The organism is Nodosilinea sp. LEGE 07298, assembly GCF_015207265.1.
Taxonomy (GTDB): domain Bacteria; phylum Cyanobacteriota; class Cyanobacteriia; order Phormidesmidales; family Phormidesmidaceae; genus Nodosilinea.
This window is the reverse complement of sequence record NZ_JADEXE010000008.1, coordinates 35,659-59,444: the sequence shown is the minus strand read 5'-3', so window position 1 is coordinate 59,444 and position 23,786 is coordinate 35,659. Positions and strand designations below refer to the sequence as shown.

Here is a 23,786-nt window from a genome sequence, read left to right as displayed (position 1 = left end):
AGCCCGCCATACCCGCGACCCCAGCGGTGCCCCCACCGAATAGTGGCATTCCCAAGCAGGCCGTTACCATTGTGATCGACCCAGGCCATGGCGGTCGCGATCCGGGGGCGATCGGCGTGGGCGGCCTGCGCGAAAAAGATGTAACCTCTGCGATCGCCTACGAAGTCGCCAGAATCTTAGAACAAAGCGGTGCGCAGGTGGTGCTGACCCGCTCCGATGATCGGGAAATTGATTTGGCACCTCGGGTGCAAATTGCCGAGCGGGCCAATGCCGACCTCTTTGTTAGCATTCACGCCAACTCCATTAGCCTGAGTAGGCCCGAGGTAAACGGGCTAGAGACCTACTACCACAGCTCAGGGAATCGTCTCGCCCAGGTGATTCATCAATCTATTTTGCGTCTGGTGACCATGCCCGATCGCGGGGTGCGCCAGGCTCGTTTTCACATCCTCGTAAACACCTCTATGCCATCGGTTTTGGTCGAGACCGGGTTTGTCACTGGGGCTCAAGACGCCCGTAACTTCAACGACCCGGCCTGGCGCAGCCGCATGGCCCAAGGCATTGCCGCAGGTATTTTGCAGTACGCTCAGCGATCGCTCTAGCTCTCAACTTTCCCTGCTGCAGGGCGAACCATCGCCAGGGCGAGAGCGCAGCAACAGCTGGGCCACGAGCGCCATAATCGGCAGCTCTAGCAGCGGGCCGATTACCAGGGTTAGGGCAATCAAGGGGCGATCGCCAAAGGCTGCTGCTGCCACCGCCAGCGCCACCGGAGAGTTCCGTGCCAGGGTTGTGCAAGTCAGGCAGACTACCTCTGGATATGCCAGCCGCAACCGCCGCCCCAGCCATTGAGCCAGGGCGAAGTTAATCACAAAAAACGAACCAATGGGCAGCAGCAACCACAGCAACAGATCTAGACGCTGAAGTAACGCCTTGCCCTCGGCGGCAAAGATAGCCACAACGGCCAAGTTCAAACAGAGGAGCTGTACCATCGCCACCTGCGGCAGCTTTTGGTGGAGCCAGGTTGGCCCCTTTAGCCAGCCCATGCCGTAACGAGACAGCAGCGCCAACGCCAGTGGAATCAGCAGAACGGTGGCTATTTTGCCTGCCAGTACCCCAAGATCGAGCGAGACCAGCGCCTGGGCAAAAATGGCCAGATAAACGGGCAACAACACCATCTGCAAGACAAAATTCAGCGGTAGCAGCGCCGTTGCAAGGCTGACGTTGCCCTTGGCAATGCCGGTAAACACCAGATACCAATCGGTGCAGGGGGTCACCATCAACATCAGCAGACCCACCCGCAAATCGGGCGCATCTCGCAGAAACAGCGCCCCCAACGCCCAGGCCAGCAGGGGTGTCCAGACAAAGTTCATCGCCAGGCTGGCAACAGTCACACGGTAGTTGCCAAAGGCTCTACCCAGATGCCGTAGCGGGATAGGCAGAAACGCCGCGTACAGCATCCCCATCAACAGCGGTGTAATGAGATGGCCTGCCAGGGCAGCAACGTCGCCAATTTGAGCTAGGCCTAGCCCCAGCAGCACCGAAAGCAGAATTAACAGGGGCTGCGATCGCTCAAACCAGGTCATGGTTAGGGTATCTGTGGTTGCAATTTTGCGGTCGATTAGTGATTATGCCGCAGTGACTCCTGCATTTCTCCCGTGGGGTCATCGCAACACTCAGACCAAACTATCTTATGTAAAGGAGTCTCACCATAACGCGTAAGATTCACCATAGCAAAGAAACCTGTATACCTCATTATCATGAGCCTTGTAATATTCTCAGCGATTCTCTTTCCAAAAAGGTTAGCAACTATGTACTTCACCATGCATCTGGGACAGTATTAGTTATCCTTCGCTCTGGTTAAATCTCGAACGATTGGATCTGAATGTTATGACCTTACAGGCTGAATTTGACGCCTGGTAAACCAAATGGTGAGCGGAGGCACTAGAAACCACATTGACAATGGCACTAACCCAGTGCCTAAAATCGGAATTGTTGGCATGAACTCGGCATAAGTCCACCGATTGAGGGGGCCAGTGGCCAAGGCTTCGATAACAACGGTGATTACCACTCCTACAAAGATGAAAACACCCATTTGGCTACGGTTTGGGTGGCGCAACCATTGACGAGACTTCGATAGAGCTGCAACGGCCCAAAATGCAATCAATATAATTACGACATCTCCGACTGTAGCGAGGGTGCAATTTCTGACTATATCGAAGTGAGAGTATCCAGCTGGAATTTGATAAAACCACATTTGCTGAATTTCCCAAAAGAAAGACAGTAAAAACGAAAATATAACTATGTTGAACTCAGGCGAATTTAGCCAATTCAAGGGACTATGGCGGTTCATGATATTAGCCGCATTTAGAATAAATCAGACCTAATTTGACAGTTTCTTAAATAGCCTCTAAACGATTCAGGGTTAGGCTTACTTCTTCAATAAGACTGCAAACCTTAACATCGGATGGATTGTCTAGGGGACGGGCGGCCCAACTCGTGCGGTAGGTTTCTAGCATGGTTTTACGGGCAGTAGCTTGCTGAATTTCCTGTTCCAGGGTCGCAATTTTACAGTCGATTAGCGTTTTAACCAGGGTGCAGACCGGCTCCCCCTGCTTGCGCACATCGAACACCTGCTGAATTTCTGCCAGGGAAAACTGCAATGTCTGGGCCTGCTTAATAAATAGCAGACGAGTAACAGCTTCGTCGTCGTAATAGCGATAGCCATTCTCAGCCTTGCTCACCGGCTCTAGTAGGTGCAGCGACTCGTAGTAGCGGATGGTGGCTACCGTCACGTGAGCCTGTTTGGCCAGCTCGCCTATTTTAAGGAGTTTCTTCATTGTCTGAGCAGGCCATCCTTCTAAAAAAAGACCGATTGGGGATGCGCGACCATCGTCACTAAAGCTAGCTTAGTGCAAACTTGGGGGGTTGACTCTCAAGCCAACCTCAGGGTTTACCTTATGGAAAGTCTCGTCTAGAGACCGTTTGATTCACCATTTTTACCAAAGAGGTTAATTCCGATGCTCAAAGTTCCTCAGATCAAGAAGCTCTCCCTAGCGGCTGTTTCTGCCCTTGTTCTGACCGCTGCCGTGGCTGGCGTTGCCGCTGCCGCTCCCTGCCTGTTCCCCACCCCTGATTGCCCCCCTTCTAACTGCGGCTAAGCTAAAGACGATAAGGCTGTTTTAGAGACCAGATAGCCTCTCAAGCAGCCCGCAGGGCCTAAGCTAAAAGCGTCTTTCAAGCTTGGCAGTAGATTCACACCTGTACCAGCAACCTAGCCCACACCAGATCTAACGCGCTTGTAGCGCTCAAAAAAGGTGATGGCTAGGTTGTCTGGTTAAAATTTCACCAGCAGCGCGGTGCTGTACATCACAAGTAGCCCGGTCGTAAAGCCAGCTAAACTCAGCCCTGCCAAGCCAGAGAGTCTTGACTGATGCAGTTGCCGCTGTAGGTAGGTGCTGAGTTCTACGATTACCTGCAAAATCGACCCTGCACCGATGCCCAAGAACAAAGCCGCCCAGTGGGGAGAAAAAGCAAAAGCCCCCACCCACAACCCCACCACAGCAGGGAGTCCAGCCAGGGCGGCTAGCGCTACACAGGTCTTCCAGCGCAGTTTTTGCTTAAGCAGCGGTGCAACAATGCCCAGCCCTTCGGTCAGGTTGTGGAGGGTAAAGCCAACCACCAGAAATGAGCCCAAGGCAATTTCCCCTAGGGCAAAGGCGGTACCGATCGCCAGCCCCTCCCCCAGATTGTGCAGACCAATACCCAAAGCCATATAGGTAGACAGCGCAGAGCCTTCGGGCGGTTTGCCCCGGCGGCGGCCCACGGCAAATAAGGCTAGACAAGCCACTGTGGCTGCAAACCAAACCAGGGCTTGGCCTTGAAACGCGATCGCCGCCTTTCCAGCTAGCTCCAGCCCTTCCTGCAAGGTGTCTACCAGCAAAAACGCCAGCATGCCCAATGTCAGGGTTAAAACAAAGGTTAGTCCTCGCTGGCCCAGCACTTTCAAATAGGGGTAGCACAACATACCTAACCCCACTGGCACCAGCCCCACATAGAGCCCTAGCCAGCCGTAGCCCAGCAGCGTTGCCAGAGACAGAGCGGGTGTAGGCAGAGCCACGTCAATGGGGTGGGCAACGATAACACCCGTGTTGGTCAGGAACTGAACATGATGCGCTTCGCCCTCTACCCAGGGGTATGGAATTTGAACCGTTGCCGTTGCCAGCCGCCGGATCGGGCCAGGGGGCTGCTGGGTAAAGGCCCAATAGGCACCATCCACCTGAACCTGGGCAATGGTCATGGGGGCTGACCCCTCTGCCCGTACCTTGAGGGTGATGCCGTCTTCGTTGAGAATGGTGCGCTCAACTGTGAGCGATTCCAGCGGCGGTGCATTTAAGTTGAGCAACCGGGCCGGGTTCAGGGTGAGCAGCAGGGCAACCAACCCCGCTAATAGGAGGGGCGGCAACACCCAGCGCCAGGGCAAAGTCGTCATGCCACCACCTCAAAGGCACTCATCCAGCCCAGTTCAGCAAATTCGGCCTGATGGGCATGAAACATATAAATGCCGGGTTCAAAGTCAGCAAAGGAGCATTCGATGATGCCCCGCTGCCCCTGACAGAGCATGACGGTATCAACGGTGCGGTGGGTAGGGGTGAGGGTGGTGCCGTGGTCGTAGTAATCGAAGAAATTGGCGTGCAGGTGAAAGGAGTTGATCGGGTCAAACTCGGTCACGTTAATTAAATAGACGCGCACTGGGCGATCGCGCTCAATGCGAATCGGCTGCTTCATGTAGGCATGGGGAATGGAATTAACTGCGTAGACTTCGTTCTCCTCGTCAAAGTTGGTATCAAAAGCATTCATCACCATCAGTAACTCCTGCCAACGCTGGTTTTCTGAGGAGCCCAGCAGGCGCGATCGGGCAACCTCTACCTGGTCGGGGTGCCGCTGTGGGTCAGGATCAACAATGAAAGCGCCGTAGAGCCCTTTGTGGAGATGGCGCTTAAACGGCACAGAATGACAGTGGTAGAGGTGGCAGCCAAAGGGCTTCGCGTCAAACTCGTAGGTCACCGTTTGCCCCGGCGCAGCCTCCATCACCCCTGGAACGCCATCCTGCCTGGCTCCATGAATACCGTGAAAGTGCAGGGTGTGTGGGTGCGTACCCTGATTGGTAAAGCGAATGCGAATGCGATCGCCCTCTGTGACCCGAATCGTTGGCCCCGGCACCTGACCGTTGTATGTCCAGGCGGGATAGAACACCCCCGGAGCTACCTCAATCTCTCGCTCGACAGCAGTAATGTCGTATTCCCGCAGGCGCTGGCCAGTGGGGAACTGCGACACCTTACCGCCGTCCCACTGAGTCAGCAGTACGTAAGGGTCAAAGCCATTTCTAAGGTGATCAACCTCACCCAGCGTAGTCATGCCCTGGTGATGAAGATCCGGAGCAGTCAGGGCACGCTCTTGAGCCAGCGCTGGTTGGTTAAACCGTCTACCCAGCCAGGTGCCAGCCCCTAGAAGCCCAGCTCCAAGGAGCGATCGCCGCTGTACATGCCAATCCATTGCTTTTCATAATTACTTCATAATTAAAAGCATAATGGATAGCTAGGTCTTTTCATATTTATTTCATAATTGAGACGCCGCAGTCGCTAGGGTAGGTCTGCGGCTAGCTCTGGGTCATCGGCGATGGCTCTCTACCGCGTCCATCCTGGCATGGCAGCCCATACCGGTAGAGCCGCCAATTAGCGTCATACCAAATAGCACGACCACAACTGCCGCCGCCATCGCACCGCCCTTAGCTAGCCAAGAGAATCTGGCAGGGCGTAATGTCGCCTGAATCTGTTGTGATTGAATCTGTTGCGCTGCCTGACGAATATACTCCGGCTCAATGTTAGCCTCGGCTCCTGCGTCAACTAATTCCTCTAGGGAGTAGCTGCTCTGCTGCTCAGCCTGTAGTCGCGCTGCCAGCGCTAACACCTCTGGAGCCAGGTCTGCTGGGATTCTAAGATCTGAAGGGTTTATATCCAAAGGATCCACAATAGATGCCTCACATCAGTTACCGCATTATCCGCCATCTCAGGCTAAACCCTAAAGTCGTTAGAGAGTCAAGGGCGTTTGGTAAATTGTCATCCCGAATCGGAGTTTAGGCCCCCCTTGACCTTGAAGTTAGGTTCAAGGTTTAGAGTGAACTCAACTTTCAAGGTAATGAAATGACTCAGCGACAAGTTGAAATCTTTGTAGCTGGATGCCCTCGGTGCGACGAGGCCGTCAACCTGGTGCAGCAGATGAGCTGTACAGCCTGCCAGATTCAAGTTTGGGATGTGCGCAGTGAGCAAATCACGGCCACCGCTCGCCAAAAACTGGAGGACTACGGCATCCATCGGCTTCCCGCCGTGGTGGTCGATGGCGAATTGGTGGACTGTTGCCGTCAACAGCAGCCGATTTCCCGCGACGCTCTGGCGGCGGCGGGGATAGGGCAGGGGTAGAACCACCGTCATGTTAATTCGCGATCTGAGTCGGGCCGCTGGGGTGCCTGCTTCCACCATTCGCTATTACGAGCGGCTGGGGCTGCTGCAAGCCCCCCAGCGCAGCGCGGCTCAGTATCGCCTCTACGGAACTGCCGATGTGGAGCGGCTGCGCTTTATCCAAAAAGCCAAGCGGCTAGGGCTATCGCTGACGGAAATTGGTCAGTTGATTGCGTTGCGTGCTGGGGGCACAGCGCCCTGCCAACAGCTTAAAGCGATGGTGTCCAGCCATCTCCAGCAGCTCGATCAACAAATTGCCGAGCTGCAAGCCCTCCGCCAGGAACTAGCCACCTACCACTCTAACCTGGCGGCACAACTTACCGACGATGCTACTGCCCCGACCGAAACCTTTTGTCAGGGAACCATCTGCGGGTTTATTGAACAGGTATCCTATGACGCCTAAAAATACCTTTATCGCCAGTCTAATTGGCACCGTAGTTGTGGCCCTCTGCTGCTTTACGCCCGTGCTGGTGATTGTGCTCAGCGCCCTGGGGCTAGCCGTTTGGGTGGGTTATCTCGACATGGTCTTGCTGCCGCTGTTGGGCATTTTGATTGCGCTAACGGTGGTTACCTATCGACGGCATCGCCGCTGCTGTGCGAAGTAGATCAATCCATGAAACGTCCATTTAGGGGACCACTGATGAGCGACTGTTGTAATGACCCATTAACTACTGCCGCACAATCCCATCAACACTGCCCCGGAAATGGCGCAAAGGGCAAACCCGTGCCGCTGATTACCCTAAAAAGTTTGCTGGTGCCCGGTGCCCTGGCGCAGCTCAACGCCCAGCAGAGCTACCGATTTTGCGCCAGCTCCGATTGCCCAGTGGTGTACTTTGGTGCTAATGGCCAAACCTTTGAGGCCGATCGCCTCAAGGTGCCGGTCTTTGCCAAAGATCTTAGCCCTGAGGTGCCGGTGTGCTACTGCTTTGACTGGCGACGGCACCAGCTCCGCGATCCGGCCAATCGTCACGCCCTCGACGATATTGCCGCCCATATTCAGGCCAAGCGCTGCGGCTGTGAGGTAAATAACCCCCAGGGACGCTGCTGTCTGGCGGATGTGCGATCAACAATGGCTGTATCAAGTGAAATGGATTCTGGATAATGACAGAGTCCTGTCATTTTGCTCAGACCTATTCCATTTCACTCGCATTTCATTTTTGAGTGTCAAACTTAGAACCGACAGTTGTGCCGAGCGCGTCAGCGTGCTTGAAAGCGAGCAACCACCTTTGTGATGGAAAAGAGGTTTGACATCCGATGACTCTGAGACGACTATTAGCTTCGTGGATAGTAGTGGGCGGACTGGTGTCCCTACCTGTGATCGTGAGTGCGTGCGGCACGTCATCCTCGGCACCTAAAGCGTCAGACTCTGCCGCTACGCCCATGGGAGATGAACCCATGGCCGACCATTCGATGATGATGGATCTCGGCCCCAGTGACGAGGAGTTCGACTTACGGTTTATTGACGGCATGATTTTGCATCACCAAGGTGCAGTTATGATGGCTGAATCGGCTTTGCAAAATTCGCAGCGAGATGAAGTCAAGCAGTTGGCAGGGGAGATCATCGCCGCTCAGCAGGTCGAGATTGACCGAATGCAGCAGTGGCGGCAAACGTGGTACCCAAATGCCAGCGAAGAGCCTGTCATGTATCACGCAGCTATGGGACATTCCATGGCCATGACACCTGATATGCAGGCCACTATGATGATGAGTGGCAACTTGGGTACTGCCGATGATGAATTCGACCTACGTTTTATCAATGGCATGATTCCCCACCATGAGGGGGCATTGGCTATGGCGCAAGATGCCCTAGAGAAAAGCAGCCGACCAGAAGTTCAACAACTCGCCCAAGATATTTTATCGACCCAGCAGGTCGAAATTGATCAAATGGAGCAGTGGCGAAAAGACTGGTACGGCCAGTAATTTCATTAGCGAATAAAATTCGGCAGGCCTCAGTTTTTGAAGTGAGGCCCGTCTTTTGTGGAATATTTTCTAGCCTTAAATTTTTAGAACTCAACAAGCAGAAGAGTCTATCGATGTGACTAAATGATCAGATGCGGGAAACCTATCGCAGCACCTTATCTAGGTGCTAAGAGCCTATCCGAAAACCCCAGTTAAGCGAAATGTGATGACAGCACTGGCTAACTGGAGAAAGCCCAGGTAGTTTTCGGCTTTCTTCTCCCATCGGATCAAGAGCCGTCGGAATCGATTCATCCAGGCATGGGTTCGCTCCACCACCCAACGGCGAGCCCGATAATTTGGGATGTCGCGAATGATGAGGTCCCGGTCCTCCTTGGGCGGAATATGGCCGACATAACCCCATTCGTCCAGAATCTGCCGGATCGCCTGATAGTCGTAACCTCGGTCAAGGCAGAGATGGCGAGATCGGTCAGTCGCAAGATCTGCGGGCACCATCTGTTGGGCCTCCAGGGTCGCCTCGAATAGTTTCATGTCATGCCGATTGGCCGGGGCCACTACAATCGCGAGCGGGATGCCCTGGCCATCGGTCAGAATGGAGCGTTTAGAGCCGGACTTCCCACGGTCAGTGGGGTTAGGACCGGTATCTTTTTCCCCCCAAGGGCGCTTTGACTAGCGCACCGTCCATCGCAGTCCACTCCCAGTCGATGCCTTGTGTCTCGGCATAGGTGGCCAAGCCCGCCTGCCAAAAGCGAGCCAAGGTGCCGTTAGCCTGCCACTCCTGAAAGCGATCATGAACGGTGCTGGCGGCCCCTAGACTCCGGGGCAACGCCTTCCACTGACACCCGGTGAACAGCACGTAGAAAATGGCCTCCAGGGCTTGGCGGTCATCCATGCGAGGTCGTCCGCCCTGGGGCTTCGGGGGCTCCTCTGGAATCAACGGCTGAAGTTGCTCCCACAACGCATCGGGAACCTGATATCGGCGGTTAATCTCAGCTATCGTCATCCGCTAAACAGTCGTGGCTACGGCTTCAAGCTATAGCCGCTGTGTCCCTAGGTCATCTGTTTTCGGATAGGTTCTAAGTAGATGGGCCTAATTAAACGTAGTCCTGAATCGCTGGAAGCCCGCTGTGCCGTGATTGGGATACCGATTGCTTAGGTCTACCTACTTATCTGGCCAACAATACTAAGCTTTGTCCGTAATCGCCTTAATTTCAACGACTGGACGAGACACCTAAAAATACTTTCTAAATTGGGTAGAGTTTTCACGTTCATTTCATTTTTACTTGCCATACTGTAGCGACAAACACTGAAAGGCTAAGAAAGCTTAATGCCAAGGGTGTTAAGGAAGAGCCTATGTTCTAGCGCTTAGAATAGGCTTTGTTTTGCCCTGCTTTTTGGTGCTTTCAATTTAAAGAGTGAGGTGGGTTTATATGGCCAAACATATTCTTGTCATAGAAAATGAATCTAGCTTTTCTCGTTTAATTGAGTCAGAGCTAATCCAGGAGAGCTACCTCGTCAGTGTTTATCAAGATGGCTTTAGCGGCCTTATCAACGTTCGTCAAATTGAGCCAGACGCACTAATTATTAGCTCGTCTATTTCTGATTTAACAGCTATTGATATATGCAGAAGGCTGAGGACTACAGGCAATCCAATTCCTATTCTCTACATCGATAAAGACACTACTCCTCAAAAGCAAGCGGCTGCTCTAGAAGCAGGGGCTGATGCTTACGTCACTACACCTTTAAGTCTAGATTTAGTTTTGGCCCACATTAAAGTTTTTCTAAGGAGAAATAATAGCGAAGATGCATCGAGAATACTGGTTTTCTCTGATGTGACACTCAGCCACTACAGCCGGACGGTATATCGAGGTGGCCATGAATTAACCCTGACAGCAAAGGAGTTCGATTTACTGGCTTACTTTCTTGAGCATCCTAAGGAAGCGCTTAAAAAAACACAGATCATTGATGCTGTTTGGAGCTACGACTGCGATCTTGGGCATGAGAGCAACGTGCTTCAGTTTTACATTTGCTCTCTGCGAAAAAAGATGGAAGACGGTCAAAAAGAACGGCTAATTCACACCATTCGAGGGTTTGGATATATTCTCAAGACTGCTGCTAGGGGTCGATCTAAAAATTCCTTTTCTCTGGCTTTGGCGTAGTTTATTTGTTGATTTAAGAGCACTCATTTTGTTGTTAAACATGCGTCAAGATTTTCGGCTTTCTACATCTACCCTAGCCAGTTTGGCCATGGTGATTGCGTTAGATGTTGCTCCCCTGACCGCATCTAGAGCCCTTGCTCAATCTTTGCCTCAGCCAGAAGAAGATACCTCACGACTTGACCGTCTTTCCCCGGAGCCTAATCCGCTATTTCTGCCAACTCAGCCAGAAGTTGTTGAAATTACTACGACAGAGACTCTCTCTATAGAAGAAGCTTTTGAGCTAGCATTGCGCAACAACGAAGATCTTCAGATTGCCTTACTAGAGCTAGAACGCAGTCAGTTTGCGCTTAGAGAAGCTAGAGCAGAACTGTATCCAACCGTTGGCTTGGCATCAACATTACAAAGTAATAGCGAAGAGAATGACAACCAAACGGTTTTAAGAGGAGACCTTGAGGCCCTTTATGACTTGGGCTTGTCAGGGGGTAGACAAGCCAGAATACAAGTAGCCGAAGAGCAAATTCGGGTCGCTGAACTAGATATCAACCGGCGTAGAGCACAACTGCTGCTCGATACCGCCAATGATTATTACGCCTTACAGCTGACCGTTGAGCAAATTCGGATTAGCCAGGCCTTTTTAGATGAAGCGGAGCGCAATCTACAGGACACAATTTTAAGAGAACGTGCTGGCGTAGGCACTCAGTTTGACGTGCTCCGGGCAGAGGTGCAGGTGGCCAATGCCCGCCAAGACTTGACGCAGGTTCAAAGCCAACGACAAATTGCGCAGAGACAACTATCACGCAGGCTAAATTTACCAGCTTCAGTAAATGTTGAGACGTTGCCTGTCGAAATTGCCGGAGGCTGGCCGCTGACCTTAGAGGAGAGTATTGTACTGGCCTATCAAAGTCGCGTTGAGCTATCGCAGGTTTTGGCCCAGCGCACCATTGCCCAACGCCAGAGACAAATTGCCCTGGCAGCGGTAAGACCTAATCTTAGCTTAGTTGCCAACTATGGCCTTCAGCAGGCTTTGAGCGGCAATTCAACGGCATTGAATGATGGGTTCAGCGTGGGCGCTAGATTACAGTGGCAACTCTTTGATGGGGGTGCTGCCTCAGCATCGGCGGCTCAGCAAGATAAGGAATCTGAAATTGCAGAAACCCAGTTTTCCCAAACTCGCAACAGTATTCGCTTGGAGGTTGAGGACGCATACTTCAACTTAACGGCTAATCAGGAAAATATTACTACGGCCAATGCAGCTATAGAACAAGCGCAAGAGGCGCTTAGGTTAGCCAACTTGAGATTTGATGCAGGAGTCGGGACTCAACTTGATGTGCTAAGCGCCATAGGAGATTTAGCTGAGGCAGAAGGCAACTTAGCGAATGCAATCATAGACTACAATCGGTCGTTGGCTGCAATACAAAGAGCAACTGAGCAACCTTATCCAGAATAATTTTGCAGATTTGCTCAATTACCCGGATCAGACTTTTTCTGAATTATGAAGTGAATTAAAACCAATAAAAAGCCCATCGCGGCCTAAGTCTACGGTGGGCTTTGCAGTTTTTAGAGTGAGTAAGGTAACTTGAATCCGCCTCTGAAGACACTAAAGAGTCGTTACTCTTTCTGTTTTCCCAGAGACAATCGCCGACTATTTTCCTCTGTATTCAGAGTTGTGAAACCTAAGTTCACCAAGGGTGACAATGCCATCCCCATTTAGATCAGCAGACAGGTCATTAAGACTTGTCTGCCCTGAGGCGCTTGCTACAGGTGCTAGCACCATTGAAGCCATTACGATTGTCAGTACAGAAAGGAAGTATTTTTTCATCTTATTCTCCATGAGAGCTTATGAGTTTCGTCTTTTGTTTGTCGACGAAACTCATACCATGGTAGATCTGTTGTCGAGATAATTCCTGATAATTACCTAAGCTAATAATAAAAGTTTTATTAGAAAAATTAGAGCGAAACTCACTGACTGTCAAGCCATATGGCATTGTACTTGTTGAGTTTAATTAACCACAGCGAACCGCTCTATACTCCTCAAAAAAAGCCACCAGGCTTTTGGCAATGGTGGCTTTAGAGTCTATTGAGACGAGTGCTATCTTGGGTAAGCGATAGCACTCTAAAGATAGCACTCGTCAAAAATTTTATGAACCTCTGTAATCGCGATTGTGTTGAATAAGTTCACCGAGAGTTACAGGCCTGCCTTTTTCGGCAGCTAAACCACGAAGGCTAGTTTGGCCAGAAGCACTGGCCACAGGGGCAAAGGACATTGTAGCTAATGCGATAGTTAGTACGGAAAGAAAGTATTTTTTCATTTGCTTCTCAATGAGAACTGCTAAAGCTCGCGCTTGGCTAGCGAAGCTTTATGCAATTCATTATAGATTGAATATCAAACCATTTCCTGATAATTACCTAAGCTAAAGCTGAGCGTTTTATTAGAAGAATTAAAGGGCAATTTTCGTTTGCATTTTCACAAAAGTTGATCCTTTCAGACATTTTTTGGGGCGATTAAAGAAATCTATTCTTTCTTGATGGAGCCTTCGTTTGAGCACGTTTTTTTATAGATTGAGCTTATATTCTGGAAAAATATCCCTTGTGCAACCTGAAAATTGCCCGATTGGGGTTGGGTATTTCATCCTGATTTCATTTTTCTGTGGGATGTTTGGGGGACTGAGGGCATTTTTCTCCTAACGACTGTATTTGAGTGGATCAAGGGCACGCCTATGACAGCTATCTCCGATCGCTTGTGTGTTGTAGCCAGAGGGCGGTTGCTCCCTCGGCTGGCCTTGCTAATGCTGTTGCTAGCCCCTGCTGGCGCAGCCTTTGCCCATGCTGGACACGGAGATGAGTTTCAGGGTGGTGGTGCCGGGGCTAACCCAGCAGGGATTGCGGTTGATGCAGAGGTTGCTGACCGCATTGGTTTAATTGTCGAGCCGGTAAAGCGACAGGTGTTGGCCTTTGGGGTGAAGGCAACGGGGCAAATCGAAGCCTCGCCGGGGCGACAGGTATCGGTGACAAACCCAGTTGGCGGTACGGTGACCAAGCTGCTGGTGGAGCCGGGGCAGCAGGTGGAAGCGGGCCAGTCGCTAGCGGTGATCACCAGCGGGGAATTGGCCGAATTGCGGGTGACCGCCCTGGAAAACTCCGCTGAACGGCAAGGAGATGTGCAGCAGGCCCAGGCCGATTTGCAGCTCGCCCGGCAGACTTACGAGCAACAGCAGCAGATTGCCCTGAGGGCGATTGAAGCGGCCCGGACGGATGTGCGAGTAGCCCAAGAGCAGTACGATCGCGACTCAGAACTGGCGGCGGAAGGGGCGATCGCCCGCCGCGAACTATTGGCCTCTGAAGCGGATTTGGCAGACGCCAAGCAGGCTTTGGCAGAGGCCGAAAGTCAGTTGGAGGTTCTCAGTGCTCGCACGGGAGTGGCGCAGGCCCAGACCGCCCTCAACGTTGCTCGCTCCCGCTCTCAGCTCAGCTCACAGACCTACCAAACTCGGTTGCAGCAGCTCGGGGCCACGGCTAACGCCGACGGCACCATCACCATCAAAGCGCCGATCGCAGGTACCATTGCCGATCGCGACGTGACCCTGGGGCAATCTTCAGAAGATGCGGGCGCGGTGTTAATGACCATCGTGGATAACCGCACGGTATTGGCCACCGCAAACATTTTTGAAAAAGATCTCTCCCAGGTATCGCCTGGGCAACGGGTGCGGATCACCGTGGCCAGCCTGCCCGATCAAATCTTTGAGGGCCAAATTACCACGGTAGGTTCGGTGGTCGATGGCGAAACTCGGGTTGTACCTGTGCAGGCCGAGCTAGACAATGCTCAAGGCATCCTCAAGCCCGGCATGTTTGCGGCCCTAGAGGTCTTGACCGAGAGCACTCCAGCGGCGGTGATGGCCATTCCTCGGGCGGCGGTGGTCGAAGCCAACGGCCAAACCCTGGTGTTTGTACGCAATGGCAACGCCTTTGAACCCGTGGATGTCACTCTAGGGAGAACAGCGGGCGATCAGGTAGAGGTGCTTAGCGGTCTGTTTGAGGGCGATGAAGTGGTCACCCAGCGGGCTAATCAACTCTATGCCCAGTCGTTGCGGGGCGGGAGTGCTGAGGCAACAGAGGAAACTGCCGCACCCGTTGAGGCGGTCGCAACCCCAGGCGTTCCCTGGTGGGCGATGGGGTTGGGCAGTAGTGCGATTGCTACGACAACCTTTGCCGCCGGAATCTGGTGGGCCAAGCGACAGCGCCCGACCTACGCCCTGGCGATCGACGACGAGGCGGTTTCGCCTTCAGCACAAGGGCATCCTCGCTACGGCACTGGGCCAACCCTTGCTGCTCCCCTGGTTGAAGAAGGAGAGCCCTCGCACAAGTAGCTATAAGGATTTCTGGAAAGCGTCTTTCCAGATGGTGGGCATTGCCCACCCTATGACGGTTATGGTGAACCACCTACCCTGCCAAATTTTGAACAACAGCGATGCTAGATAACATTTTGAAGTGGTCGATCGCCCAGCGGTGGCTCGTGGTCATCGGGGCGATCGTGGTGACGTTTTTAGGCATTTACAACCTCACCCAAATGCCTCTGGACGTGTTTCCAGACTTTGCGCCCCCCCAGGTTGAAATTCAAACCGAAGCGCCGGGGTTGGCCCCCGAAGAGGTGGAGGCGCTGATTACCCTACCCATTGAGAGTGCCGTTAATGGCACCCCTGGGGTCGAAACCGTGCGGTCATCCTCGGCGGTCAGTATTTCAGTTGTCAGGGTAATCTTCCGGTGGGGTACCGATGTCTACCAGGCTCGACAGTTGGTCACCGAGCGCCTTCAGCAGGTGCAAGAAAAACTGCCCGAGGGAGTCGGCATTCCCCAGATTTCGCCGATTTCATCACCGATTGGCACAATTTTGATGTACGCCTTTACGGCGGAAACTACGCCTCTGATGGAGGTGCGGCGGTTGGTGGATCGCGATGTCACCAACCGGCTGTTGGCGGTGCCAGGTATTTCTCAAGTGATTGCCTACGGTGGCGACGTGCGGCAGTATCAGGTGCTGGTTGACCCAGACCGACTGGTGGCGTTTAATGTGTCGCTGCAAGAGGTGGCCGAGGCGACCGAGGCGGCTAACGTCAATGCCGCAGGTGGGTTTCTAAATACCCCCGATCAGGAGCTGATTATTCGGGGTGTAGGACGACTCGACTCGATTGAGCAACTGCAAGAGTCGGTGGTAGCCGCCCGAGATGGCCGCCCCGTCAAGCTGCAAGATGTCGCTGATGTTCAAATTGGAGCTGCCCTCCAGCGGGGCGACGGTAGCGTGGGGGGCCAGCGGGCGGTGGTAATGGTGGTCAACAAGCAACCGCTGAACGACACTCCTACGGTGACCCGAGCCGTGGAAGCTGCCATGGAGGAGCTAAAAGCGGCTCTACCCGAGGATGTCGTCGTCACCGAAACCTTTCGGCAAGAAAACTTTATTGAGGCGTCGGTCGAAAACGTTCTGGGTTCCCTGCGAGATGGCATCATCATCGTCTCAGTTATTATCCTGCTGTTTTTGATGAACTGGCGCACGGCAGTGATTACGCTGAGCGCCATTCCGCTCTCGATTTTGGTGGGCATGATCATTCTCAATGCCTTTGGGCAGGGCATTAACACCATGACCCTAGGCGGGTTAGCGGTGGCGATTGGCTCAGTGGTCGATGACTCGATTGTGGATATGGAGAACGCCTATCGCGGGCTGCGCAAAAACCAGCTGGCGGGCAGCCCAGAACATCCCTTTAAGGTGGTCTATGACACCTCTGTAGAGGTGCGGGTGAGCGTTATTTTTTCCACTGTAATTATTGCTGTGGTGTTTGCCCCCATCTTTAGTTTGACGGGGGTGGAGGGCCGGATTTTTGCCCCCATGGGAGTGGCCTATCTAGTGTCGATTTTTGCCTCTACTCTGGTGGCGATGACGCTCTCCCCAGCGCTGTGCGCCATCTTGCTGGCCCGCCGCCCGCTGCCCAGTGATGAAACCTGGGTAACTAGGGCGTCTCAGCGGCTATATCGACCGGCTTTGCGGTTTGTAATGGCCCGCGCCAAGCTGGTGCTGGCCATTGCTGTGGCGTCGTTGGTGGCGTCGATGGTAGTGTTTTCGAGTCTGGGACGGGTGTTTTTGCCAGAATTTCAGGAGCCCTCTCTGGTGAATGCGATGCTGCTGTATCCAGGGTCGTCGTTGGCGGCCACCAACGAGGCGGGTCTGGCGATGCAAGAGGCGCTGAAAGACGACCCCCGCTTTGCGACGGTGCAGATGAGGACGGGGCGCGCACCGGGGGATTCCGATGCTGGCGGGGTCAATTTGGGTCACGTAGATATAGAGCTGAGCCAGGAGGGGCTTCGCGATCGCGAAGCCTCCATTGAAACTATTCGAGAGGAGTTTGCCCGCATCCCTGGCATTGCCCCTAGCGTGGGCGGGTTTATCACCCACCGTATGGACGAGGTGCTCTCGGGGGTCAGAAGTGCGATCGCCGTAAAGATCTTTGGCCCCGACCTGGATCAGCTGCGCACCATTGGCAGCGATGTTGAAGCAGCAATTCGCGATATCGATGGCCTGGTGGATCTGCAACTAGAACCCCAGGTGCCTATTCGCCAGGTGCAGATTCAATTTGATCGGCCCGCTGCGGCCCGCTACGGCCTTACCGTGGGGCAGATCGCCAGCGTTGTCGAAACGGCCCTCAATGGGCGAGTGGTGTCTCAGGTGCTAGAGCAACAGCAGCTGTTTGACCTGCTGGTTTGGCTCAAAGATGACGCCCGCAACAACCTGGAGGCGATCGGCAATCTCTTGATCGATACCCCGGTGGGCCAAAAAATTCCCCTGGCCCAGGTAGCCCGTATTGACTACGGCACCGGACCAAACACCATCAACCGCGAAAATGTCTCGCGTCTAATTGTGGTGTCGGCCAACGTTGCTGGGCGCGATTTGGGGTCGGTGGTTGATGCTATTCGAGATCGCGTCAGCGCGGCTGTAGCGCTGCCATCGGGGTACTACATTCAGTACGGCGGGCAGTTTGAGTCAGAGCAGCGGGCTAGCCGTAACCTCTTAGTATTTGGGGGGCTAGCGATCGTCGTCATCTCTGTACTGATGTATTTTGCGGTTAAGTCGGTGCTGGGAATGGTAATGATTATGGTCAACCTGCCCCTGGCCCTGGTGGGGGGCATTGCCTCCATTGCCCTTGGTGGCGGTGTGGTTTCGGTGGCGTCGCTGGTTGGGTTTATCACCTTGTTTGGGGTGGCCACCCGCAATGGCCTACTGCTAGTCGATAACTACAACACCAAACTGGCACAGGGGATGCCGCTGCGCGAGGTAATTGTCGAAGGCTCCTCAGAGCGTTTGGTGGCTATTTTAATGACAGCCCTTACCTCGGCCCTGGGCATGGTGCCCCTGGTACTTGGCAGTGGGGCAGGCAAAGAAATTTTGCAGCCCCTGGCTGTGGTCGTTTTGGGTGGGCTATTCACCTCAACGGCACTGACGCTGCTGGTGCTGCCAGCGCTCTACTCTCTGTTTGGGCGGCGTCTGGTTCCCAAGGTGATGGCCCCCCTATCGTCCGCAGAGCTTGAACCTGAGCCCCGCGATCCTGCCCTGGTGCAGTAAGCCAATTCGCGGCCTCAGCGCTGCCCCCGGACAACCTGCTGTTTTCTCTTTTTAAGGAACAACGCTATGACCATTAAGAAAACCCTGACCTTTTCCGTAGTGGCCCTTGGCCTGGCTCTAACCCTAGGGGCCTGTGGCAGCAGTGGAGAGCAAAGTAGCGCTCCCGCAGAGGCTGTTGCCGAAGCACCCGCTGTTGAGACCCAAGCGGCTCCCGCCCCCTCTGCTGGAGGTGATGGGCAAATGCAGGCTTCCCAGGGAGGGCAGGTGGTTGAATCTGGCCCCTACCACCTAGAGTTGGTTACGGCCAATGAGCCGACCGGGGTTCACCTAGATTTCTTCTTACAAAAAGGCGACACCCACGAGGCGATCGCTGACGCCAAGGTCATGGCCCAAATTCAGTCCCCCGACGGAACTCAAGAGTCTATCGAGCTGACCTATGACGCCGATGGCGCACACTACACGGCCATGGTGCCTGTCACAGCCGCAGGAGACTATAACGTAGCTATTTTGTCTGATATCGGTGGGGAGAAGGTGAACGGACGCTTTACCTTTGCCAAGTAGCCCCAGACTTGTATTCAATCGCCCCGATGGCAATCTGCTTGACATCGGGGCGAAGAATTAATTGATCTGACGTTAAATTCCAAGCCAAGACAATAAAATTGTTTTTATCTCAAGCAAGAGCAATACGATGAAAACAAAAGTCAATGCTCTTGGCATGTGTTCTGATTGGAGAGTGTTAGCCGGACTGATAGCCGTTGGCATTGCCATTGCGGTACTGGCACTACAACTAACGCTGAGTGCATTACCACTGCTGTTGCTAGAAGCCTGTCCACTTTTGATGCTTTTGATGATAAGGAAATTACCATAAGGGCGTTATGAGTCAGCCAAATTCAAGCGAGGGAAAAGTTACAAAATGGCTGGCTTACGCTGTTCCGGCAACTATATTTCTCCTGATCTTGGGATGCACAGCCTGGTTATTTAGCCGTACCAGTCAGCCTACTGAGGGCAATTTATCTAGTGCTGCACCTCAATCGCCAGCGAACCAGACAGATAGCGCACCAGCACCCACTACGTTAGAAGCATCTCTAAAACCAGCCGAAAACTGGCAGGCAAATAATCACATTCACGGATTAACCGTCAGTCCTAACAATCCTCAAATTATTTATATTGCCAGTCACAGTGGGCTGTTGAAACGATCTGAGACAGGTCAGTGGTTTTGGGTGAAAGAGCAGTACGATTACATGGGATTCATCGCGCACCCCACTGATGCAAACCGCTTTTATGCCAGTGGTCATCCGCCAGAGGGTGGTAACTTGGGTTTTCAAGTGAGCCAAAATCAAGGGTTAGATTGGCAAGAAGTTTCCATGCCAGGGGTAGATTTTCATGCCATGGCGATCGCACCTAGCAACCCTGATACCATTTACGGCTTAGCTACATCTGGAAAGCAAGGCTTTTTTATATCAAACGATGCGGGTCAAACCTGGACACAACCGTCTGGCAGCGGTTTAGAAGCAATGCCCTTTAGCCTCAATGTTGATCCTCTTAATCCAGAACGGGTGTTAGCAACAACACAAGCGGGGCTATATGAAAGTCAGAATGCGGGCAAAGCATGGTCACTGATTCCCAGTACAGCTACTGCTCCAATCGCCGGATTAGCATTGCAAGCAGAGGGCGATCAAACGACTATGTTGGGATACCGTATCTCTTCTACGGATACTGGATTATACCGTAGCGTGGATGGCGGACAATCTTGGGAGCCTTGGAGCGATGAATTAGAGGGCATAGTTTTATACATGGCTGCTGCTCCCACTAATTCCCAAGTTCTCTATGCTGTCAATGAAAATAATGTCGTCTTTCAATCACAAGACGGTGGCAAAACATGGGATGAACTGAATTCGTAACCGTGAGTCAAACAATACGATCACTCTTACTGACTAGGGATATCTACAAAAGCTAGACAGCCACGATCAAACCGCTGTGAAGGCGTTATATAGTGCTCACATTGCCCGTGAACCAAAATGCCACAACGGGCAATGTCTTGGTTAGTCTTTTATGAAACTTAAGCGACTAAAGAAGCGGCAATTTTTCAACCGTCAGAATGCGATCGCCTTCAGCATTCTGTTGCTGTGTCTACTGGTTTGCGGCTGGGTGTGGGTTCAACCAGGCTTTGATATATTCTCCGCACAAGGACTGGAACAATCTATTCAAAGCTGGGGATGGTTGGGAGTACTAGCCTACATTGGCATCCTAATTTTATCTGTTGTCATTAGTCCTATTCCAAGCGCTCCCCTGGCGGTTGCGGCTGGTATGGTTTGGGAGCCAGTTTGGGCAGGAATTTATAGTGTCATTGGTGGCTTCTTAGGTGGCTTGCTGGCGTATTTTATTGGCTATACGTTGGGGCGATCGGCTGTTCGTGCGTTGACGGGTAAACTCATCTATTTTTCCAAAAATCGAGGAGAAGTTTATCTGGGTTGGGTAATCTTTATCACGCGTTTGCTTCCTGCCTTGTCATTTGATCTAATTAGCTATGGTGCCGGTATTGCAGGTCTTTCGCTGCCAATTTATGCCACTACAACCCTACTCGGCATGATTCCATCAACCTTTTTTCTAACTTTTCTAGGCTCAACTTTTACAGTGGGTCTACCGTTCGGAATTGTTCTTTCTATTTTGTTCCTGATTTTTTTAATTGGCTTACCGTATGGTATTCATCGATACAACTGGTTCAACATGAGAGACATTATTCATGTTGAATAAGTGCTTATCGTAGTATTTCAACTGATTTAGAGGCAGGACGCAGTAATCAGTAAAGAAAAGATTAAAGAGGTCGACAGGGATAGTGTATCTGTACAAGTCGCCTTCATTAATCACCTCTTCGGTATTGCTGTGTAAGCCTTGGATAGGGAAAAGGGCTCTTATACCTTACTGCAAGTCTTGTGGCAAAACCATTCTAGTAAATCATAGAGACAAGGCAGCTAAACAATACTTAGCATTTCTTATGGCAATGTTATGATTGGGCTATGAAACATCAATGAAATGTAGACAATACGAAAAAATAATTAATTGCCTGCATCTCAATACCATCAACTTATGAAATGAGGATGAAATCGCCTTAGTCAATCAGAGAGAAATTGAGCTTCCTACCCTGGAGAGGTGTAGGTGAAGGCTTTTCTACCTATAGTTTTTACTATTGATAAAAATTCAGGGAGAGCGCTTATGCTACTCAATCACGAAAAATATCAATCTAGCTTTGACAAGGCCATGGCTTGTGCAGTGGAATGTGAGCACTGTGCGGAGGCCTGTATGGGCAGGCCTGAGATGGTGAAGTGTGCTCGCATGTGTCTGGACACGGGGGAAAGCTGCCGTAGCTTAGCAACGCTGATGGTGAGAGGGTCTTACTTTATCGCGCCGATGGCCAACGCCTGCGCTGAAATTTGCGAAGCCTGCGCCAGCGAATGCGAAAAGCACGATATGGATCACTGTAAAAAGTGCGCTGAATCTTGCCGCACTGCGGCACAAGCCTATCGCAAGATTGCTAGCGTAGCCGCGTAAGTTGAAGTTGGCTAACCCTTCAATTCAATTCAATTCAACTTAGCCAGCTGAGGTCATAGCATCCCATGGAAATAGATCACGTGAAGCTGGCTAGCTTTTAGATAGAGCTTTTCGGTTTGGGAAAGCTCTGTAGAAAGCTTCTTCACTTTTTCACTTCTACATACCTCTACACAAACAGCAAGATCATGACTACTAACAAAGAAATCACCAAAGACCACGCAGATGCTGGCCATAATCAGGAAATGTCAGGTAGTTATCTCCGGTTCCTGGCAATGATTGGAACATCAATCGTTGTGATGTTCTTCCTAATGTATCTGCATTCCTATCAAATTCTCGACCATGCTTGGTTTAGTGAAACGCGGGTCTTCATGGCGCTGATCATGGGGGCTGCGATGATGGTGATTATGCTGTCTTACATGCTGCACATGTACAAGAGTCGCAGTGCTAATATTGCCATCTATGTAAGTGCCATTGTGCTATTTGGAGCTTCGCTATGGCTGGTGCGCAGCCAAGTTACGGTGAGCGACGTCGATTATATGGAAGGTATGATTCCTCACCACTCAATTGCCATCTTGACCAGCGAGCGAGCCCAGATCCAAGATCTGCGGGTGCGCGAACTGGCCGATAGCATCATCGAGGCCCAGCGCCGAGAGATCAACGAGATGGAGTGGCTAATTTCTGACATTCGAGACAACGGTTTGGTTACTGCACAAGCTGAGTTAGAAGCAAGACCGTTGCCAGACTTCACAGCAGCTCCCGAATAGAACGATTAAGCCCACTGAACCAGATAGCCATGTCTTACGATCCATTTTGTTGCCTTCCATAATGGTTACTCCTGTAATTACACATGTGGGAAGTCTTCACCTTGCCTGTCAGCGGCACCAAAATGTGGGAAAAAGGCAGGTACCCTGGCCGCATACTGAGCATATTCCTCGCCAAATTCCGTCAAGGCTTCACGCTCTTCTTGATGGGCTAAACGGACATACATCCAGACTAAAAAGGGAAACATCGGCAGCGTGAGAATAGTGGGCCATTGCAGCAAGAATCCAAACATGATCAAGACAAATGCACCATATTGAGGATGTCGTACCCTTGAGTAGGGGCCGGTGATCGCAAGCTGATGGTTTTGCTGCGCCCCATAGAGTACTCTCCAAGCAGAAGATAATAGGATGAACCCACTCAAAACTACTAAATTGCTAAGCAGGTGAATAGGGTTAAAGTGAGGGTTGCCTCCGAGTCCTAAAATTGTCCACCAGAGATGTCCGGCATCGTGGGATAGAGGGTCTAAGCTAGGATAGCGGCTCTGTAGCCAGCCTGAAAGCAGATAGACGGTGACAGGAATGCCATACATTTCGGTGAAAAGCGCGACGATGAAGGCAGAAAATACCCCAAACGATCGCCAATCACGAGCACTCTTTGGCTTCGTAAAGCTAACCGCAAAAATGATGAATACTAGAGAATTAATAATCACCAACGACCAAAGACCATAGGCAGGAGCGTTATTCATTTCTCATCTCCTTGAGGCGAATTATGACGGCTATGCCCGTGATGTCCTCCGGGGCTACCGTGCATAAAGACATGCATTAAGGGGCAGGCCAATAGAAACAGCCACGGCAACACAGGAATAATGTGAGCGAGATGCTCGGTGAATAGAAAGAATGCGGCAATTCCTAAGAATACTAGCAGCGCAATGCCAGACGGAGATCGCCACCAAAAGCTTGTCGAAGAGTCGTTAGTCATAGGTTGATTATTGCCTCACTTAATTTGATTTTCAGTCGTTCGGCATATTGATCGACTCAAGCGACAGAAGAATTCTCTACAACTTGGGTACTATATCCAGCCCCTGCCAGAGCCCTCTGCACAGTTTCCATGGTCACCAATTGAGGATCGTAAACAACCGTAGCCTGACTTTTGGAAAACTCGACTGTGCATTTTTCAATGCCAGGAATTTTTTCGGCTGCCCTCTCAATAATTTCGCCACATCCACTGCACATCATTCCTTCTATTTCGAGCGTGCTAATATGCATAAATATTCACCTTAGTAAACAA

The 23,786-nt window shown here is 51.9% G+C and carries 26 protein-coding genes; 17 read left to right on the top strand and 9 right to left on the bottom strand.

Annotation, left to right across the window (positions count from 1 at the left end):
* Positions 1 to 599: N-acetylmuramoyl-L-alanine amidase (locus tag IQ273_RS02215; protein ID WP_194021546.1), on the top strand; the 599-nt coding region annotated here is incomplete at its 5' end.
* 3 nt (positions 600 to 602) lie between these two features.
* On the opposite strand, the gene IQ273_RS02210 is transcribed toward IQ273_RS02215, so the two are convergent.
* On the bottom strand, positions 603 to 1,580 hold the full coding sequence (locus IQ273_RS02210; protein WP_194021545.1) for an arsenic resistance protein: 978 nt from the start codon (positions 1,578 to 1,580) through the stop codon (positions 603 to 605).
* Between the two features lie 813 nt (positions 1,581 to 2,393).
* A complete protein-coding gene (locus IQ273_RS02205; protein ID WP_194021544.1) occupies positions 2,394 to 2,834 on the bottom strand; it encodes a MerR family transcriptional regulator in 441 nt (146 codons plus the stop codon).
* 180 nt (positions 2,835 to 3,014) lie between these two features.
* On the opposite strand from IQ273_RS02205, the gene IQ273_RS02200 reads away from it, so the two are divergent.
* A complete protein-coding gene (locus IQ273_RS02200; protein ID WP_194021543.1) occupies positions 3,015 to 3,155 on the top strand; it encodes a porin in 141 nt (46 codons plus the stop codon).
* Between the two features lie 176 nt (positions 3,156 to 3,331).
* Here IQ273_RS02200 and IQ273_RS02195 read toward each other — a convergent pair whose 3' ends face one another.
* From IQ273_RS02195 to IQ273_RS02185, 3 genes are all read right to left on the bottom strand, one after another.
* Positions 3,332 to 4,486, bottom strand: coding sequence for a ZIP family metal transporter (locus IQ273_RS02195; protein WP_194021542.1), 1,155 nt, complete (start codon positions 4,484 to 4,486; stop codon positions 3,332 to 3,334).
* A complete protein-coding gene (locus tag IQ273_RS02190) occupies positions 4,483 to 5,550 on the bottom strand; it encodes a multicopper oxidase domain-containing protein (protein WP_194021541.1) in 1,068 nt (355 codons plus the stop codon). Before IQ273_RS02190 ends, IQ273_RS02195 begins: the two co-directional genes overlap by 4 nt.
* A gap of 114 nt (positions 5,551 to 5,664) precedes the next feature.
* Positions 5,665 to 6,015 carry a hypothetical protein gene (locus IQ273_RS02185; protein ID WP_194021540.1) on the bottom strand — a complete coding sequence of 117 codons (351 nt, stop codon included), beginning with the start codon at positions 6,013 to 6,015 and terminating at the stop codon, positions 5,665 to 5,667.
* Between the two features lie 182 nt (positions 6,016 to 6,197).
* Here IQ273_RS02185 and IQ273_RS02180 point away from each other — a divergent pair, with 182 nt between their 5' ends.
* The 5 genes from IQ273_RS02180 to IQ273_RS02160 all read left to right on the top strand — a co-directional run bounded on the left by IQ273_RS02180 (position 6,198) and on the right by IQ273_RS02160 (position 8,432).
* Positions 6,198 to 6,473 carry a thioredoxin family protein gene (locus IQ273_RS02180; RefSeq protein ID WP_194021539.1) on the top strand — a complete coding sequence of 92 codons (276 nt, stop codon included), beginning with the start codon at positions 6,198 to 6,200 and terminating at the stop codon, positions 6,471 to 6,473.
* Positions 6,474 to 6,483: 10 nt separating this feature from the next.
* Positions 6,484 to 6,915 carry a heavy metal-responsive transcriptional regulator gene (locus IQ273_RS02175; RefSeq protein ID WP_194021538.1) on the top strand — a complete coding sequence of 144 codons (432 nt, stop codon included), beginning with the start codon at positions 6,484 to 6,486 and terminating at the stop codon, positions 6,913 to 6,915.
* Entirely contained in the window at positions 6,905 to 7,117 is a 213-nt protein-coding gene (gene merF / locus IQ273_RS02170) for a mercury resistance system transport protein MerF (RefSeq protein ID WP_194021537.1), read from the top strand. The genes IQ273_RS02175 and merF overlap by 11 nt, the downstream gene beginning before the upstream one ends.
* 35 nt (positions 7,118 to 7,152) lie before the next feature.
* Positions 7,153 to 7,614, top strand: a complete 462-nt coding sequence (locus tag IQ273_RS02165; RefSeq protein ID WP_194021536.1) for a putative iron-sulfur cluster-binding metallochaperone — start codon at positions 7,153 to 7,155, stop codon at positions 7,612 to 7,614.
* A gap of 188 nt (positions 7,615 to 7,802) precedes the next feature.
* Complete coding sequence (locus IQ273_RS02160; protein WP_397196872.1) at positions 7,803 to 8,432, top strand: DUF305 domain-containing protein; 630 nt, start codon at positions 7,803 to 7,805, stop codon at positions 8,430 to 8,432.
* Positions 8,433 to 8,606: 174 nt separating this feature from the next.
* Here IQ273_RS02160 and IQ273_RS02155 read toward each other — a convergent pair.
* A protein-coding gene (locus IQ273_RS02155; RefSeq protein ID WP_228052232.1) for an IS5 family transposase occupies positions 8,607 to 9,432 on the bottom strand; the annotation gives its coding sequence in 2 pieces (ribosomal slippage) (positions 8,607 to 9,077 and positions 9,079 to 9,432; 825 coding nt in all).
* A 427-nt stretch (positions 9,433 to 9,859) separates the two neighbouring features.
* On the opposite strand from IQ273_RS02155, the gene IQ273_RS02150 reads away from it, so the two are divergent.
* The 10 genes from IQ273_RS02150 to IQ273_RS02105 all read left to right on the top strand — a co-directional run bounded on the left by IQ273_RS02150 (position 9,860) and on the right by IQ273_RS02105 (position 22,501).
* Positions 9,860 to 10,588, top strand: coding sequence for a response regulator transcription factor (locus tag IQ273_RS02150; protein WP_194021533.1), 729 nt, complete (start codon positions 9,860 to 9,862; stop codon positions 10,586 to 10,588).
* On the top strand, positions 10,521 to 12,035 hold the full coding sequence (locus IQ273_RS02145) for a TolC family protein (protein ID WP_194021532.1): 1,515 nt from the start codon (positions 10,521 to 10,523) through the stop codon (positions 12,033 to 12,035). Before IQ273_RS02150 ends, IQ273_RS02145 begins: the two co-directional genes overlap by 68 nt.
* Before the next feature lie 1,270 nt (positions 12,036 to 13,305).
* On the top strand, positions 13,306 to 14,952 hold the full coding sequence (locus IQ273_RS02140) for an efflux RND transporter periplasmic adaptor subunit (RefSeq protein WP_194021531.1): 1,647 nt from the start codon (positions 13,306 to 13,308) through the stop codon (positions 14,950 to 14,952).
* 101 nt (positions 14,953 to 15,053) lie between these two features.
* Positions 15,054 to 18,188 carry an efflux RND transporter permease subunit gene (locus IQ273_RS02135; RefSeq protein WP_194021530.1) on the top strand — a complete coding sequence of 1,045 codons (3,135 nt, stop codon included), beginning with the start codon at positions 15,054 to 15,056 and terminating at the stop codon, positions 18,186 to 18,188.
* 66 nt (positions 18,189 to 18,254) lie between these two features.
* A complete protein-coding gene (locus IQ273_RS02130) occupies positions 18,255 to 18,749 on the top strand; it encodes a hypothetical protein (protein ID WP_194021529.1) in 495 nt (164 codons plus the stop codon).
* Between the two features lie 127 nt (positions 18,750 to 18,876).
* Positions 18,877 to 19,056 (top strand): hypothetical protein, encoded by a 180-nt coding sequence (locus IQ273_RS02125; protein WP_194021528.1) that lies wholly within the window; start codon positions 18,877 to 18,879, stop codon positions 19,054 to 19,056.
* A 7-nt stretch (positions 19,057 to 19,063) separates the two neighbouring features.
* A complete protein-coding gene (locus tag IQ273_RS02120; protein ID WP_194021527.1) occupies positions 19,064 to 20,089 on the top strand; it encodes a F510_1955 family glycosylhydrolase in 1,026 nt (341 codons plus the stop codon).
* 151 nt (positions 20,090 to 20,240) lie between these two features.
* Positions 20,241 to 20,942, top strand: coding sequence for a TVP38/TMEM64 family protein (locus IQ273_RS02115; RefSeq protein ID WP_194021526.1), 702 nt, complete (start codon positions 20,241 to 20,243; stop codon positions 20,940 to 20,942).
* Between the two features lie 459 nt (positions 20,943 to 21,401).
* Positions 21,402 to 21,737 (top strand): four-helix bundle copper-binding protein, encoded by a 336-nt coding sequence (locus tag IQ273_RS02110; RefSeq protein ID WP_194021525.1) that lies wholly within the window; start codon positions 21,402 to 21,404, stop codon positions 21,735 to 21,737.
* Between the two features lie 242 nt (positions 21,738 to 21,979).
* On the top strand, positions 21,980 to 22,501 hold the full coding sequence (locus IQ273_RS02105; protein WP_194021548.1) for a DUF305 domain-containing protein: 522 nt from the start codon (positions 21,980 to 21,982) through the stop codon (positions 22,499 to 22,501).
* A gap of 77 nt (positions 22,502 to 22,578) precedes the next feature.
* Here the strand turns inward: IQ273_RS02105 and IQ273_RS02100 are convergent, their stop codons facing one another.
* From IQ273_RS02100 to IQ273_RS02090, 3 genes are read right to left on the bottom strand one after another with little or no spacing between them, the layout of a single operon-like run.
* Positions 22,579 to 23,244, bottom strand: a complete 666-nt coding sequence (locus IQ273_RS02100; protein WP_194021524.1) for an isoprenylcysteine carboxylmethyltransferase family protein — start codon at positions 23,242 to 23,244, stop codon at positions 22,579 to 22,581.
* A complete protein-coding gene (locus tag IQ273_RS02095; protein WP_194021523.1) occupies positions 23,241 to 23,477 on the bottom strand; it encodes a DUF2933 domain-containing protein in 237 nt (78 codons plus the stop codon). Before IQ273_RS02095 ends, IQ273_RS02100 begins: the two co-directional genes overlap by 4 nt.
* Before the next feature lie 56 nt (positions 23,478 to 23,533).
* Positions 23,534 to 23,764: a heavy-metal-associated domain-containing protein gene (locus IQ273_RS02090; RefSeq protein WP_194021522.1), complete on the bottom strand. Its 231-nt coding sequence runs from the start codon at positions 23,762 to 23,764 to the stop codon at positions 23,534 to 23,536.
* Positions 23,765 to 23,786: the final 22 nt, after the last annotated feature.

Excerpts from the sequence above, each read along its gene's own strand:
- IQ273_RS02210 (WP_194021545.1), bottom strand. The coding sequence starts at position 1,580 with ATGACCTGGTTTGAGCGATCGCAGCCCCTGTTAATTCTGCTTTCGGTG.
- IQ273_RS02150 (WP_194021533.1), top strand. The coding sequence starts at position 9,860 with ATGGCCAAACATATTCTTGTCATAGAAAATGAATCTAGCTTTTCTCGT.
- IQ273_RS02090 (WP_194021522.1), bottom strand. The coding sequence starts at position 23,764 with ATGCATATTAGCACGCTCGAAATAGAAGGAATGATGTGCAGTGGATGT.
- IQ273_RS02195 (WP_194021542.1), bottom strand. The coding sequence starts at position 4,486 with ATGACGACTTTGCCCTGGCGCTGGGTGTTGCCGCCCCTCCTATTAGCG.
- IQ273_RS02100 (WP_194021524.1), bottom strand. The coding sequence starts at position 23,244 with ATGAATAACGCTCCTGCCTATGGTCTTTGGTCGTTGGTGATTATTAAT.
- IQ273_RS02205 (WP_194021544.1), bottom strand. The coding sequence starts at position 2,834 with ATGAAGAAACTCCTTAAAATAGGCGAGCTGGCCAAACAGGCTCACGTG.
- IQ273_RS02120 (WP_194021527.1), top strand. The coding sequence starts at position 19,064 with ATGAGTCAGCCAAATTCAAGCGAGGGAAAAGTTACAAAATGGCTGGCT.
- IQ273_RS02180 (WP_194021539.1), top strand. The coding sequence starts at position 6,198 with ATGACTCAGCGACAAGTTGAAATCTTTGTAGCTGGATGCCCTCGGTGC.
- IQ273_RS02105 (WP_194021548.1), top strand. The coding sequence starts at position 21,980 with ATGTCAGGTAGTTATCTCCGGTTCCTGGCAATGATTGGAACATCAATC.
- IQ273_RS02140 (WP_194021531.1), top strand. The coding sequence starts at position 13,306 with ATGACAGCTATCTCCGATCGCTTGTGTGTTGTAGCCAGAGGGCGGTTG.
- IQ273_RS02175 (WP_194021538.1), top strand. The coding sequence starts at position 6,484 with ATGTTAATTCGCGATCTGAGTCGGGCCGCTGGGGTGCCTGCTTCCACC.
- IQ273_RS02190 (WP_194021541.1), bottom strand. The coding sequence starts at position 5,550 with ATGGATTGGCATGTACAGCGGCGATCGCTCCTTGGAGCTGGGCTTCTA.
- IQ273_RS02115 (WP_194021526.1), top strand. The coding sequence starts at position 20,241 with ATGAAACTTAAGCGACTAAAGAAGCGGCAATTTTTCAACCGTCAGAAT.
- IQ273_RS02165 (WP_194021536.1), top strand. The coding sequence starts at position 7,153 with ATGAGCGACTGTTGTAATGACCCATTAACTACTGCCGCACAATCCCAT.
- IQ273_RS02095 (WP_194021523.1), bottom strand. The coding sequence starts at position 23,477 with ATGACTAACGACTCTTCGACAAGCTTTTGGTGGCGATCTCCGTCTGGC.
- IQ273_RS02130 (WP_194021529.1), top strand. The coding sequence starts at position 18,255 with ATGACCATTAAGAAAACCCTGACCTTTTCCGTAGTGGCCCTTGGCCTG.
- IQ273_RS02110 (WP_194021525.1), top strand. The coding sequence starts at position 21,402 with ATGCTACTCAATCACGAAAAATATCAATCTAGCTTTGACAAGGCCATG.
- merF (WP_194021537.1), top strand. The coding sequence starts at position 6,905 with ATGACGCCTAAAAATACCTTTATCGCCAGTCTAATTGGCACCGTAGTT.
- IQ273_RS02125 (WP_194021528.1), top strand. The coding sequence starts at position 18,877 with ATGAAAACAAAAGTCAATGCTCTTGGCATGTGTTCTGATTGGAGAGTG.
- IQ273_RS02135 (WP_194021530.1), top strand. The coding sequence starts at position 15,054 with ATGCTAGATAACATTTTGAAGTGGTCGATCGCCCAGCGGTGGCTCGTG.
- IQ273_RS02200 (WP_194021543.1), top strand. The coding sequence starts at position 3,015 with ATGCTCAAAGTTCCTCAGATCAAGAAGCTCTCCCTAGCGGCTGTTTCT.